Source organism: Streptomyces sp. 4N509B, assembly GCF_052245655.1.
In the GTDB taxonomy this organism is placed as follows: Bacteria; Actinomycetota; Actinomycetes; order Streptomycetales; family Streptomycetaceae; genus Streptomyces.
In genome coordinates this window covers 107,352-120,113 of the sequence record NZ_JBQQBZ010000024.1, presented here as the reverse complement: position 1 = coordinate 120,113, position 12,762 = coordinate 107,352, and the positions used below count along the sequence as shown (strand labels likewise).

The window sequence follows — 12,762 nt, the reverse complement described above, 5'->3', positions numbered from 1 at the left end:
GGGGATGGGGGGAGCGACGTGGAAGGCGGTGGTGGAGGAGCCGGACGGCGGGGAGGTCCTACGTTCTACGTCTGATCCATCGACCGTAGGAGCGGTGATCGCGAGTGGTCAAGACCTGTGCGAGCACTGCCGGCCGCGCCGGACGTCCGATGTCCCATCTCCGTTGGCAGAATGTGAACTGATGAATGACGAGCGGGGTGGCGAGGAAGGGAAGGGGCGGCCATGGCCCGTCGCATGATGTCCGACGAGGTGCAGGAGCGGATCAAACAGCTGATACTGCGTCGGCGTCTCGCCCCCGGGGACCCGCTGCCCACCGAGGGCGAGCTGACGCGGCGGTTCGGCGTGAGCCGGAACTCCGTGCGCGAGGCCCTCAAGGCCCTCCAGGCGGTGAACATCGTCGACATCCGGCACGGCTTCGGCACGTACGTCGGCTCGCTCAGCCTGGACCCGTTCGTCGAGGGCGTCGTCTTCCGCGCGGCCGTCCGCCACCGGCACGGCGAGGCGAGCCTCGCCGAACTGCTGGAGGTGCGCGAGGCGTTGGAGGCCGGGCTGATCGGCAGCGTCGCCGGGAGGATGCCGGCGCCGGACCTGGCCGCGCTGCGGGAACTGGTGGAGGAGATGGAGCGGGAGGCCACGGACGAGGACCGCGTCACGGCCGGCACGGACCGCGCCTTCCACCTCGCGCTCTACCGCTCGCTCGGAAACCACCTGCTGAGCGAGGTGTTGGACGCCTTCTGGGCGGCGCTGCACCGGGTGCGGGCGGAGCTGCGGGAGGACCGGCAGGACCCGGGCGTGACGTGCGCGCGGCACCGGGCGATCCTGGCGGCGCTGGAGGAGGGCGACGCGGCGGGGGCGGTGGCGGCGATGCGGGACCACTTCGCGGGGATCCGGGCGGTGCTGTCGGCGGGGGGGCCGGGGGGTGAGCAGGACCGGGAGGCCCTCGAATCCCCCCGGGGTTCACAGTTCGAACACGTCACCCTTTATCCTTCTCTCGATGTGACATAGCGCATCGCGAAGGCTGCCTGGAACTCCGTTTAGTCGTTGGCCACAGTCGGCGACATCTTCGAGGATTCGAAGCACTCTCACGGAGGACATCTCATCCACCAAGGGCAGGAGCCGTTCGGCCTCTTCCATTGCCTCTTTCCATGATTTGAGGCGCAGCAAACAGTCGAGCAGACGAACGGCAGCTATGTTCTTGTACCCTACGTTCGGGCCGCTTCCGTTCATTGCGCCTTCAAGCAGGGGCACAGCCGCGCCCCACCGTTTCAGGTCGTGGAATACGCGACCTTCCTGCCTGTCAATCTCTTGTTCATCAAACCACCAACACCAGCTCGGTTCGTCCGTGGGGTCACTGTCATTCAGCAGGGAACGGGAATGCAGGAACGCACTTCTTGCCTCTGACAACTGACCGGTAAACGCAAGGCCATTCGCCTCCCTGGCTCGGAACACCGCCGCCACTCGCGGACTAAGTCGACCCTCATTGAGAACAAACTGCGAGATGGCGAGCTCTTCGCGGGGTCGACCTGTCAAGCCTGCGACCATAGCCATGTTCTGAAGCGTGATCAGCTCCGTTGAGCGGTCACCTGACAGACGGGCCAGGAACAGTGCTTCCTGATTGAATCGGCGAGATGCGAACGAATGACCTTCGTTGAACAGTGCCCATCCTGCCACCTCGGCAAGCTCGGCTGCCGCAGCTTGGATATCGCGCTCGTGCGTCGATTCGTAGTCGCCCGCCCCGAGGTGTCGGTGAACTCTCTTGAATGATCGCGCGGCGGCCTCAGCGATGGGCAAGCCGTTCAGTTCGTTGTCAAGCGCGACGAGGTGTTGCGTCGTCTGACGGATCGACTGCGCGTGGTCACTGGCAGTCTCCCCCATCGGAACGGAGAGTTGATTCTCCTTCAGCTCAAGAAGGCTTGTCAGCGATTCTTCGAGTCCGGCTGACGCTGGCTGTTTTCCGTTGAGGACCCGGGACAGATACCCGACGTCGTAGTGAGTGGCCCGTGCGGCTGCACGCAGGGAAATGCCGCGACGGTCCAATTCAGTGCGCACTCGTTCGATGTCCATACATCTGCGCTCCGGGAGTCAACACCTGTCAACAGTGAGTCAACAGTCTATAGCTCGTCGGGCAGGCAGGATCGGCGTTAAGCAAGGTGCCCCGGCGGCGGACAGGCCCCGGGGCGTGGCCGAGCACCTGAGTGGAGGTGGCCGACATGGGCCACAGTAGTGCCCTTTTCCCGCATGCGCTGATCAGTCTCTTCATCCCGCCGTCGGGGCGCCGCCAAACGCCCGTGCGACCCCCGCGACACGTCCACTCACGGCTGCGGATGGTGAGGCCGTGAGTTGCAAGCATCCGGGGGACCTGGTGAGCGAGGACGACGGGGAGCACTGTTCCGAGTGCGGGATGTTGGTTTTCACGGTGGCCGTCGCGGAGAAGGTGGGGCTGCGGCCCGAGCCCACGGCTTCGGCCCTCTCGCCGGCGCCGTCAGGAGGGGGACAGAAGTGATGCACCCCATCCGCAGGACGGCCGCGTGGTTCCTCGGGGCGGACCGTGCCCCGGGCGCTCCCGCCAACGGGTACGACGTGGAGTGCGTGAACTGTGGCGCCACGTCCCCCCACACACACGACGACCCGATGCCCGTGGAGCTGTGGGCCATCGACCACGCGGCACGCCACGGCGTGACCCACAGCCAGTTCGCCGCGACGACCCTGAACTACTGGTCGGTGGTGCCCATCGGCGCCGAGAGCCAGTACCGCGACGCCTGGAGAGCCGGGCAGCTCACCGACGACGGCCCGGGGGCCACGGTGCTTCTGCGTCCGACGCTGCCGCTGGGGTCGCGGGCCCACGCCCGGCCCGGGAGCCGCAGCGTGCTGAGCCAGGCGGTGGAGGCGGTGGCGTCCGTGTTCCGCCGTTAGACAGCTGAGGTTCCTGGCTGACGTCATGGCGAGATGACGTCAGCCAGGTCAGACGTCCCCCGACCGGACCAGCCCTGGCGTGGCAGCCATCCTGTCCCGCCTCGCCCCGGTCCGCCCCGACGGTGGATGGCCACCGGCAGGGGTGCCGCGACGAGTGCGCGGTGAGGGACACGGCCCCGCCCGTGTCATGGCCGATGAGGGCGGGGCCTCTTTGGCCCTGTGCGGGCGCGTCAGCTCGCGCGCCGTCGCGTCGCGCGGTGGCGTGTGCCGTCGTCACGGTCCGGTTCCGGGAACGTGTCCGACTCCTTGACCGCTGGGTGGGGGGCTTCTACGTTCCGCCTGAGAGCGCTCTCTGACCCCCACTCAGTGAAGGAGAGCACATGTCATCCCCACCCATCCCCCACTCCCGCATCTCCCGTTCCGCGTCGGCTCGGCGGCGACGTCGCGGCCGGCGCGGGCTGTTCGCGTTCCTCGCGGCGGCGTGTCTCGTCGCGTCCCAGTTCGTGGTCGGCGCCGGTGGCGCCCAGGCGGGCGCGGAGGCCGAGGCGACGGACGCGTCCGCGTCCGGCGAGGTCGGGCCGTCCGTCGTGCGCGTGGCCGAGTTCGTGGCCGAGTGCCCGTTCAGCCACCGGCTGCCGGACGACCCGATCGTCTTCCCCGGCCTGCCGGGGGCGTCGCACAGCCACAGCTTCTTCGGGAGCACGGTGACCGACGCCTACACCAACCTCGGCGACCTGCTCGCCTCGGACTCCACCTGTGACCCGGCGGTCGACCTCTCCTCGTACTGGGTCCCGACCCTGTTCGTCGACGGTCAGCCGGTCGAGCCGCAGAGCGCCACGTTCTACTACCTCGGCGAGGGCGTGGACGAGAGCGTCCGGCAGAACATCCAGTCCCTCCCGCAGGGGCTGAAGATCGTGGCGGGCAACGCGATGGCGAGCGGGCCCGACGACCCGACGTCGACCGCCCGCTGGTCCTGCCTCCACGCGGGCCACGTCAACCCCTCGAAGGACTTCGTGAACTGCCCGGCGGGCACGGCGCTGGAGTCCTACCTCGACTTCCCGCAGTGCTGGGACGGCGTGAACCTCGACTCGCCCGACCACAAGAGCCACATGGCCTACCCCGTGGCGGGCCGCTGCCCCAGCACCCACCCCGTGGCGGTGCCGAAGCTGCGACAGGTGCTGCGGTACCCGGTCAACGGTGACCCGTCGCGGTTCGCGCTCGCCTCGGGTCCCGGCTACACGATGCACGGCGACTTCTTCAACGCCTGGCCCGTCGACGAGATGGAGCGGCGGGTGCGCGACTGCATCCGGCCGACCATCAAGTGCGGCCCCGATGGCGTCCCCTCCTGACCGCACAGCGCGTCAGGTGCCGGCCCGACGCCGCGCGGGCCGGCACCGGCGGAGGGCGGCGGGGGGCGTGCTGTTCGGCGTGCTCGTCCTCCTCGCCGGGTGCGGCGGCTCGGGCGGTGGCTCGGGTGCCGGCTCGGGCGGCGACGAGGCGGCGCCCCGGGCGCCCGCCGCCTCGGCCGCGCCCGCGGCTTCGCCCACCGCGTCGGCGGGTGCCCTCGGCCCCACCGACCTGGCCTGGGTGAACCTGATGATCCCGCTGAACGACCAGCTTCTCCCGCTGCTCGACGAGGCGGCCGAACGCGGCGACGACCCGGCCCTGCGCACCCTGGCGGAGGACCTGTCGGCCACGCTGGGCGCCGAACTGGACGCGCTGCACGCCCTCCTGGACGAGGCGGGCGTGGCGTACCGGAACCTCCACGAGGGCCACGACATGCCCGGCATGGTGACCCGGCGGGAGCTCGACGAGGTCGCCGGCCTCGCGGGCCCCGCGTTCGACCGGCGGGCGCTGGCGCACCTGCGGGAGTACGTGGAGCAGTCGGCCACGGTCTCCCGGGGCGAGCGGGACGCCGGCACGCACCGGGACGCGACGTCGCTGGCCACGGCGTTCGTCGAGGCGAGAACGGCGCTGCTCGACGACGTCACCGGGCTGACGGGCACGGGCTGACGGGCACGGGCTGACGGGCACGGGCTGACGGGCACGGCCCGCCCGCCGCGTACGGCACCACCTCCACGCACCACCCCGACCGAAACCACCCCCCACACGAAGGGATCGGGACGCGATCATGCATGCCTGGAAACCGAGAACGCGCCGACGCCGGCCACGGCTCGTGGTGGCGCTCGTCGCCTGCCTGGCGGCGGTCCTCGGACTCACCACCCTGGCCGTGCCCTCCACGGCCGCGCCCGCGAGCACCGCGCCGTCCGGCGCCGCGCAGGACGAGGTGCTGCTCTCCTACGACAAGCCCGCCCAGTCCTCCACCCACCAGCACGACGGCACCTGCTGGGAGTGCGTGCCGGCCAGGGCGTTCGACCTCGACCCGGCGAGCCGCTGGGCGACCTCCCCCACCGACGGCTGGAGTGACCCGGGCTGGATCTCCGTCGACCTCGGCGCCCCCGCCACCGTCAGCCGCGTCGTCCTCCAGTGGGACCCGGCCTACGCCACCGCGTACCAGATCCAGCTCTCCGACGACGGCCAGAACTGGCGCACCGCGTACGAGACGACGAGCGGCCGGGGCTTCCGCGAGGAGGTGGCCGTCTCCGGCACGGGCCGCTACGTCCGGATGTACGGCACCCAGCGCTCGGGCCCCTACGGCTACTCGCTGTGGGAGTTCCAGGTCTACGGGACGGGCGGCGCCCCCACGACGCCGCCGCCGCTGCCGCCCGACCCCGGTGACCCGCCGCGGCTGGTGTGGAGCGACGAGTTCGACGGCGCGGCCGGCGCCGGCCCCGACCCGGCCCGCTGGTCCGCCGACCCGGGCAACGGCCGCAACAACGAGCTCCAGATGTACACCGCGTCCGGCAACGCCTTCCTCGACGGCTCGGGCAACCTGGTGATCGAGTCCCGCCGCGAGGTGACCCCGGGCTCGACCTGCCCCGTGGACCCGCTCAGCGGCAGCACCACCTGCCAGTACACCTCGGGCCGCATCAACACCTACGGGAAGTTCGACTTCACCTACGGCCGGGTCGAGGCACGGATCAGGGTCGCCACGACCCGTGGCATGTGGCCGGCGTTCTGGATGCTCGGCTCGGACTTCTTCTCCGAGGGCCGGCCGTGGCCGTACACCGGCGAGATCGACATCATGGAGCACGTCGGCCACGAGCCGAACACCGTGCACTCGACGCTCCACGCCCCCGCCTACTTCGGCGCCGGCGGCCACGGCGACTCCTACGAGCTGCCCGCCCCGGCGGGGAACGACTTCCACGTCTACGCCGTGGAGTGGGACAGCCGCGGCATGGTCTTCACGGTGGACGACCAGGTGGTCCACCGCGTGGACCGGGCGGAGCTGGAGCGGACCGTCGGACCGTGGGTCTTCGACCACGACTTCTTCATCATCCTCAACACGGCGGTCGGCGGCGACTGGCCGGGGCCGCCGGACGGCTCCAGCGTGTTCCCGCAGCGGATGCTCGTCGACTACGTCCGGGTGTACCAGTGACGGCGCACCGGTGACGGCGACGCGCCCGTGACGGCGCGTCCGTGACGCCGCCGCGTCTCCGCGTCTCCGCGTCTCCGCGCCGCCGCGTCAGCCGGCGGGGCCCGGCGCGGAGGCGCGGACGACGAGTTCCGTCGGGAGGACGGTCGGCGTCGGGTCCAGCGGCGCGATCCCGCCGAGGTGGTCCAGCAGCCGCCGCGCGGCGCGTTCCCCCATGGCGCGCATCGGCTGCCGGACCGTCGTCAGGGCCGGCTCGCCGTAGGCGGCCAGCGGGATGTCGTCGAAGCCGACGACGGCGACGTCCTCGGGCACGCGGCGGCCGGCGGCGTGCAGCGCGCGCACGGCTCCCGTGGCGCTGAGGTCGTTGTGGGCGAAGACGGAGTCGAAGGCGAGGCGTTCGGCGACGGCCCGCCCGACGCTCTCCTCGCCGCGGCGGAGGGTGAAGTCACCCTCGACGATGCCCGCCCCGGCCGGCGGCAGGCCCGCCTCGCGCAGCACGGACTGGAAGCCCGTCACCCGGTCCCTGACGCAGCCGAAGCGCAGCGGCCCGGTGACGACCAGGGGGCGGCGGCGGCCGGTGGCCGTCAGGTGGCGGGCCGCGGCGGCGGCGCCGGCCGCGTTGGTGGTGGCGACGGAGGGGAAGTCGGCGCGCCGGCCGCGGTCGTCGATCACCACCATCGGCAGGCCCTTGCGGTGCAGCACGGCGAGGGAGCCGAGGCTGTCGTCGGGCTCGATGGCCAGCAGGCCGTCGAAGGCGCGGGCGGAGACCTGGCTGGTGAAGCGCGCCATCGACGCCTCGCCCTGGTGGCAGGTGAACAGCAGCAGCCCGTAGCCGGCGGCCTCGACGGTGTCGGCGACGCCCTGGACGACCTCGCCGATCCACGGCCAGGTCAGGGAGGGCAACAGGATGGCGAGGGTGCGGCTGCTGCCCCGGGCGAGGCCGACGGCCCGGGAGCTGGGGACGTAGCCGAGTTCGGCGATGACGGCGCGCACCCGTTCGGCGGTCCGGACGTCGACCTCGCTCTTGCCGTTGAGCACGCGGGAGACGGTGGTCTTGCTGACGGCCGCGGCGCGGGCGACGTCGGTGATGGTGACACGCATGGCGGCGGTGTCCTCCCTCGCGGCTCTTCCACGGCTCCTCGCTCCCGGAACCGGTTCCGGCCGGGGGCTCGCGTGGAGTTAACCGCTAGGGCATGAACACGTCAATATGACGGCAGCGCGGGGGCGTGGGGGCGGGAGCGAGCCGCTCGTTCCCACCCCCACGCCCGTCCGTGCCGGCCTGTCAGCTCACACGCCGTCGGGCCGCACCGTGTCGGGCCGTGCCGTATCAGGCGGTCAGAGGCCGAGGCTGGCCTGCGGGCCCGCGCCGGCCGTCACGAGTGCCGGCACGTCCTCGGCGGCGTCGAGGCTGTAGCCGTAGGGGATCGCGTCGACCCCGCCGCCGGTCGACTCCGGTTCGCCCGAGCCGACGTAGACGTTGTCGCGCTCGACCAGGTTGCCCGGGTCGGAGTCGGCGTAGCCGACGGCGGTGGGCTGCGGGACGTTCTCGAAGTAGTTGCCCTCGACGAGGACGCCCGCGTCCATGGTGGAGGCGACGCCGTAGATCTCGTTGTTGTCCATGTAGTTGTTGAAGACGTGGACGGGGTTGCCGAAGCGGACCCGGGGGTTGCGCTCGGCGCTGCCGTCGAACCAGTTGTGGTGGTACGTCACCCGCAGGTGGCCGCTGTCCTGGCCGCCGTTGCCGTCGTCGTGGCCGAGCAGCATGTTCTTGTCGTGGGTGGTGTGGTTCCACGACACGGTGACGAAGTCGGAGCCGCGCTTGACGTCGACGGAGCCGTCGCCGCCGCTGCCGAAGAAGTTGTGGTCGATCCAGACGTTGGTCGACCCGTCCTCGACGTTGATGGCGTCGTCGCTCCAGCCGTCGAAGCTGAGGTTCCGGATGATGACGTTGCTCTGGCCGGCGATGGTGAGGCCGGCGCCGTCGATGCCGGAGTCCGCGCCCACGCCGACGACCGTCTTGTCCGAGCCGACGTCGTTCATGTCGTCGGGCAGCGAGAGCATGCCGTCGACGCGGATGGTCAGCGGCTCGTCCGACTGGAGCAGGTCCGCGAGTTCGTCGCCGTCCGTGACGGTGACGGTCTCGCCGTCCGCGCCGCCGGTGGTGCCGCCGTTCTCCGCGGCCCAGCCGACCAGGCCCTGGGTCGGGGTCGGCTCACCGGGCTCCCCCGGCTCCCCGGGCTCCCCCGGCTCCCCGGGCTCCCCCGGGGTCACGTCGACGTTGCCCGCGCCGGCTCCGCCGCTGACGAGGCCGGGCACGTCCTCGCACGGGAGGAGGGTGTAGTCGTAGGGGATCGGCTGGACGCTGCCGCCGGTCTGGCCCTCGCCCGAGTTGGTGAAGCAGTTGTCGCGGGCCACGAGGTTGCCGTCCCCGGAGTCGCCCTCACCCAGGTGGAACGGGTCGTCGACGTTCTCGAAGGCGTTGCCCTCGACGAGGACGCCCGCGTCCTGGGTGGAGGCGACGCCGTAGTCGCCGACGTCCAGGTAGTAGTTGTTGTAGACGTGCACCGGGTCGCCGAAGCGGGCGCGCGGGTTGCGGCTGTTGGTGCCGTCGAAGAAGTTCTTGGTGTAGGTGACGTTCAGTCGGCCGACGTCCTGGTCGGCGTTGTCGTCGTCGTGACCCAGCAGCATGTTCTTGCCGTGGGTGGAGTGGTTCCACGAGAGCGTCACGTACGACGAGCCGCGCTTGACGTCGGCCGCGCCGTCTCCGCCGCTGACGAAGGTGTTGTGGTCGATCCAGACGTGGTGGGAGAACATCTGGACGTTGACGGCGTCGTCGTCCCAGTCCTCGAAGACGAGGTTCTGGATGACGACGTTGTGGACGGCGTTGTCCGGCGGCTCGGTGATCCCGTCGTCCAGCGGCAGGCCGACGTTCAGGCCGCCGCCGGTGAAGCCGGAGTTCGAGCCGAGGCCGATGACGGTCTTGTCCGAGGTGACGTCGTGCATCGCCTCGGGCAGGTCGATCATGCCGTCGACCTGGATGATCAACGGCCCGTCCGTCGTGGCCGCCGCGTCGAACTCCTCGGCGGTGCTGACGGTGACCGTCTGGCCGCCGACGCCGCCCGTGGTGCCGTCCTGGCCGAGCGCCGACATGGCGGCGAAGCCCTCCGGCGAGCCGACGGCCGCGACGGCGGCGGTGGGGTCGACGAGGGAGCCGACGGTGCCGGCGGCGGTGTCGGCGGGGGACGTCGGGTCGGCACCCGCGGTGGTCGGGGAGAGCGCGACGACGGTCCCGGTGACCAACGCGCCCGCGGTGCCGGCGACCAGGGCGACGCGTCGCCGCGACCGCCTGCCGGCGTGCTGGGGCTGTCTCATGGTGTGACCTCCCTGGGAGTGGGGGTGTGTGGGGGGCCACCGCCCACACCCGCAGGGGATGTCCGGACACGCCGACGTCGCGAGGGGGAGGGAAACCGGTCGCGTCGTGCGAGCACGTGACGGAGGCAGCCGTGCGGATCATGCGCTCGTCCTGCGCAGGGCCCGCCTGCTGGGTGGGGGGTGGCGGGGCACGGGGCGTGCCCGGTGGTGCGCGCGCGGCCTGGTGCTTCGTCGTGCTTCGTGACTCGTAGGGATCCTAGGTCGATTCCTGTGGACCATAACGCGACGTGTGTGGACTAGAGCGTTCTGTGCAGGGTGGGGCGGGAGAGGACCCGTTTGACAGGATGGGAACAGGCGTTCGATAGTGGCGGACGTGGTGGTCGGACGGACGGTGGCACCCGCTCAGGGGCCGGAGGCGCTGGTGGCGTGGACAGGGCGCGGGACATGACGCGGGGCATGGCACGGGACGTGACGCGCGTGGCGCGGGCAGGCGAGAGGGTGCTCCCGTCGTCGTCCGAGTCGGCCACGCCCCCGCCGTTGCCCGTGCTGCCCGCGCTGCGCGGGCTGCTGCCCGGACTGCGGCGCGGCCAGGCCGTGACGGTGGACGGCGTGGGCGCGCTGCCGTTGGCGCTGCTGGCCGGCCCCTCGGCCGGCGGGGCGTGGTGCGCGGTCGTCGGCCTCCCCGAGTGCGGCATGCTCGCCGCCGCCGGCATGGGCGTGGACCTCGACCGGCTGCTGCTGGTGGACGAGCCGGGCGAGCGGTGGGCCGAGGTGGTGGCCGCGCTGCTGCCGGCCGTCGAGGTCGTGATGGTGCGCCCCGTGCCCCGTCCGTCGCCGCAGGTCGTGCGGCGGCTGACGGCGCTGGCGCGGCGGCACGGCGCGACGCTCGTCGTGGCCGGCCCCTGGGAGGACGCGCGGGTTCGGCTGCGCGTGGAGTCCTCGCTGTGGACCGGGCTCGGCGACGGCCACGGTCACCTGCGTGGCCGACGGGTGCGGGTGGTGGCCGAGGGCCGTGGCGTGGCCGGCGGCCGGCCTCGGTCGGCGTGGCTGTGGCTGCCCGCGCCCGACGGCGGCGTCGCCGGCTCCGACCTTGAGGTGCTGGGGGCCGCGGGATGAGCCGGGCGGCCGGCCGCGCGGTCCGGGCCGGCCGCGCGAACCGGGTCATGGTCGTGTGGTGCCCCGACTGGCCCGTGGTGGCGGCCGGGTTCGACCCGGAGACGCCCGCCGCCGTGAGCTCCGGCGGCCGGATCCTGGCCTGCACGGAGGCGGCCAGGTGGGAGGGCGTGCGGCGCGGGCAGCGGCTGCGCGACGCCCAGGGCCGCTGCCCCGAGTTGCTGCTGCGGGAGGACGACCCGGCGGCGCAGGCCCGCGCGTTCGAGGAGGTGGCCGTGGCGGTGGAGTCCGTGTGCGCGCGGGTCGAGATCGTCCGCCCCGGGCTCGCCGCCGTCCCCGCGCGCGGCCCCGCCCGTTACCACGGCGGCGAGCAGGCCGCCGCCGACGCCGTCCGCGAGGCCCTGGCCGCACAGGGCCACGCCTGCGCCGTCGGCGTCGCCGACGGCGTCTTCGCCGCCGCGCTGGCGGCCCGCCGCCCACCGCTCGGCGTGGTCGTCCCCGCCGGCCAGACCGCCGACTTCCTCGCCGAGCTGCCCGTGGCCGCGGTGGACCGCCCGGAGCTCGCCGGCGTGCTGACGCGGCTTGGCCTGCGGACCCTCGGGGCGTTCGCCGCGCTGCCGCCCGGGGACGTGGCGGCGCGGTTCGGCACCGAGGGCGTGGCCGCCCACCGCCTGGCGCGCGGCCTCGACCCGCGACCGCCCGTCACCCGGCCGCCCGGCGAGGACCTGGGCGAGGAGCTGGTGTTCGACCCGCCGTCGCCGGTCGAGCCGGTGGTGTTCGCCGCGCGCGGGCTGGCGGAGCGGCTTCACGACACCTTGGACTCCCGTGGGCTCGCCTGCGTCCAGGTCGAGGTGCGGGTGGTCACCGAGGACGGCCGCGTCCGGTCCCGGCTGTGGCGGCACGACGGGCTGCTGTCGGCCTCCGCCGTCGCGGAGCGGGTGCGGTGGCAGCTCGACGCCTGGCGGACGGCCGAGCCCGGCCCGGTCCGGGCGGACGGCTCGCCGGACGGCCCGGCCCGGGCGGGTGGCTCGCCGGGCAGCACGGACGGCTCGCCCCGGGCGGTGGACGACGAGGGCCTGGCCAGCGGCGGGATCAGCCTGCTGCGGCTCACGCCCGACCAGGTGGTCGCGGCCGACGGGCGGCAGCCGGAGCTGTGGGGCCGGCCGGGCGCGGACGAGGCCGGGCAACGGGTCGAGCGGGCCGCCACCCGCATCCAGACCATGCTCGGCCACGCCGCCGTCACCCGCCCCGTGCTGGTCGGCGGGGTCGGCCCGAACGAGCGGGTGCTGCGGCTGCCCTGGGGCGACCAGGACCCCGACGCCGTCCGGGCCCGCCCCGCCGACCGGCCCTGGCCGGGGCAGATCCCCGAGCCGGCGCCGGCCGTGGTGCACCCCACGCGGCGGCCGGTCGAGCTCGTCGACGCCACGGGGGCGCCGGTGGCCGTCAGCGGCCGGTGCGTGGTGTCGGCCCCGCCGGCCCTGCTGCGCGGCCCGGACGGCGAGGTCGTCGCCGTGACCGGCTGGACCGGGCCGTGGCCCGCGCTGGAGCGCTGGTGGGACCCGGCGACGGCACGCCGCAGGGCGCGGCTCCAGCTCACCACGGCCGACGGCCGCGCCTGGCTGCTCCTCCTGGACCGGGGCAGCTGGCTGGTCGAGGCCACCTACGCTTTAGGACCGTCTCCCCGAGTCTCGCGGGACCGCGACGCCGGCCGGGTGCCGAACGCCGTGGTCTGATCCGGCCCGACCGGGCCCGCCCGACGGTGCGGACACGCCCCGGCGACGGCCGGCCAGGAACGCCGGGCCGGAACGCCGGCCAGGAACGCCGGGCCGGAACGCCGGGCCGCGAGGCTCGCCAGCGTTGGCAGCCCT

Annotated in this window: 10 protein-coding genes; 7 read left to right on the top strand and 3 right to left on the bottom strand. The window is 73.0% G+C overall.

Annotated features, from left to right (window positions below; genetic code table 11):
* The first annotated feature begins 222 nt into the window (after positions 1-222).
* Positions 223-1,005, top strand: coding sequence for a FadR/GntR family transcriptional regulator (locus ACTWP5_RS21555; protein WP_443222684.1), 783 nt, complete (start codon positions 223-225; stop codon positions 1,003-1,005).
* Here the strand turns inward: ACTWP5_RS21555 and ACTWP5_RS21550 are convergent.
* Positions 958-2,064: a hypothetical protein gene (locus ACTWP5_RS21550; RefSeq protein WP_443222683.1), complete on the bottom strand. Its 1,107-nt coding sequence runs from the start codon at positions 2,062-2,064 to the stop codon at positions 958-960. The two genes, ACTWP5_RS21555 and ACTWP5_RS21550, sit on opposite strands and share 48 nt — an antisense overlap.
* Before the next feature lie 438 nt (positions 2,065-2,502).
* Here ACTWP5_RS21550 and ACTWP5_RS21545 point away from each other — a divergent pair, with 438 nt between their 5' ends.
* From ACTWP5_RS21545 to ACTWP5_RS21530, 4 genes are all read left to right on the top strand, one after another.
* Entirely contained in the window at positions 2,503-2,913 is a 411-nt protein-coding gene (locus ACTWP5_RS21545; protein WP_443222692.1) for a DUF7848 domain-containing protein, read from the top strand.
* A 380-nt stretch (positions 2,914-3,293) separates the two neighbouring features.
* Complete coding sequence (locus ACTWP5_RS21540; protein WP_443222682.1) at positions 3,294-4,262, top strand: DUF1996 domain-containing protein; 969 nt, start codon at positions 3,294-3,296, stop codon at positions 4,260-4,262.
* A 67-nt stretch (positions 4,263-4,329) separates the two neighbouring features.
* The gene (locus tag ACTWP5_RS21535; RefSeq protein ID WP_443222681.1) at positions 4,330-4,926 is read left to right on the top strand and encodes a DUF305 domain-containing protein; all 597 of its coding nucleotides are present in this window, start codon (positions 4,330-4,332) and stop codon (positions 4,924-4,926) included.
* Positions 4,927-5,044: 118 nt separating this feature from the next.
* Entirely contained in the window at positions 5,045-6,412 is a 1,368-nt protein-coding gene (locus tag ACTWP5_RS21530; protein ID WP_443222680.1) for a family 16 glycosylhydrolase, read from the top strand.
* Positions 6,413-6,499: 87 nt separating this feature from the next.
* On the opposite strand, the gene ACTWP5_RS21525 is transcribed toward ACTWP5_RS21530, so the two are convergent.
* Both ACTWP5_RS21525 and ACTWP5_RS21520 read right to left on the bottom strand, forming a co-directional pair.
* The gene (locus ACTWP5_RS21525; protein WP_443222679.1) at positions 6,500-7,510 is read right to left on the bottom strand and encodes a LacI family DNA-binding transcriptional regulator; all 1,011 of its coding nucleotides are present in this window, start codon (positions 7,508-7,510) and stop codon (positions 6,500-6,502) included.
* A 234-nt stretch (positions 7,511-7,744) separates the two neighbouring features.
* Positions 7,745-9,781, bottom strand: a complete 2,037-nt coding sequence (locus ACTWP5_RS21520) for a pectate lyase family protein (protein ID WP_443222678.1) — start codon at positions 9,779-9,781, stop codon at positions 7,745-7,747.
* Positions 9,782-10,237: 456 nt separating this feature from the next.
* Between ACTWP5_RS21520 and ACTWP5_RS21515 the strand changes: the two genes are divergently transcribed.
* Both ACTWP5_RS21515 and ACTWP5_RS21510 read left to right on the top strand, forming a co-directional pair.
* Complete coding sequence (locus ACTWP5_RS21515; RefSeq protein WP_443222677.1) at positions 10,238-10,897, top strand: hypothetical protein; 660 nt, start codon at positions 10,238-10,240, stop codon at positions 10,895-10,897.
* Positions 10,894-12,627, top strand: a complete 1,734-nt coding sequence (locus ACTWP5_RS21510; protein ID WP_443222676.1) for a DNA polymerase Y family protein — start codon at positions 10,894-10,896, stop codon at positions 12,625-12,627. The genes ACTWP5_RS21515 and ACTWP5_RS21510 overlap by 4 nt, the downstream gene beginning before the upstream one ends.
* The last annotated feature ends 135 nt before the right edge of the window (positions 12,628-12,762 follow it).

Excerpts from the sequence above, each read along its gene's own strand:
- ACTWP5_RS21555 (WP_443222684.1), top strand. The coding sequence starts at position 223 with ATGGCCCGTCGCATGATGTCCGACGAGGTGCAGGAGCGGATCAAACAG.
- ACTWP5_RS21550 (WP_443222683.1), bottom strand. The coding sequence starts at position 2,064 with ATGGACATCGAACGAGTGCGCACTGAATTGGACCGTCGCGGCATTTCC.
- ACTWP5_RS21545 (WP_443222692.1), top strand. The coding sequence starts at position 2,503 with ATGCACCCCATCCGCAGGACGGCCGCGTGGTTCCTCGGGGCGGACCGT.
- ACTWP5_RS21540 (WP_443222682.1), top strand. The coding sequence starts at position 3,294 with ATGTCATCCCCACCCATCCCCCACTCCCGCATCTCCCGTTCCGCGTCG.
- ACTWP5_RS21530 (WP_443222680.1), top strand. The coding sequence starts at position 5,045 with ATGCATGCCTGGAAACCGAGAACGCGCCGACGCCGGCCACGGCTCGTG.
- ACTWP5_RS21525 (WP_443222679.1), bottom strand. The coding sequence starts at position 7,510 with ATGCGTGTCACCATCACCGACGTCGCCCGCGCCGCGGCCGTCAGCAAG.
- ACTWP5_RS21520 (WP_443222678.1), bottom strand. The coding sequence starts at position 9,781 with ATGAGACAGCCCCAGCACGCCGGCAGGCGGTCGCGGCGACGCGTCGCC.
- ACTWP5_RS21515 (WP_443222677.1), top strand. The coding sequence starts at position 10,238 with ATGGCACGGGACGTGACGCGCGTGGCGCGGGCAGGCGAGAGGGTGCTC.
- ACTWP5_RS21510 (WP_443222676.1), top strand. The coding sequence starts at position 10,894 with ATGAGCCGGGCGGCCGGCCGCGCGGTCCGGGCCGGCCGCGCGAACCGG.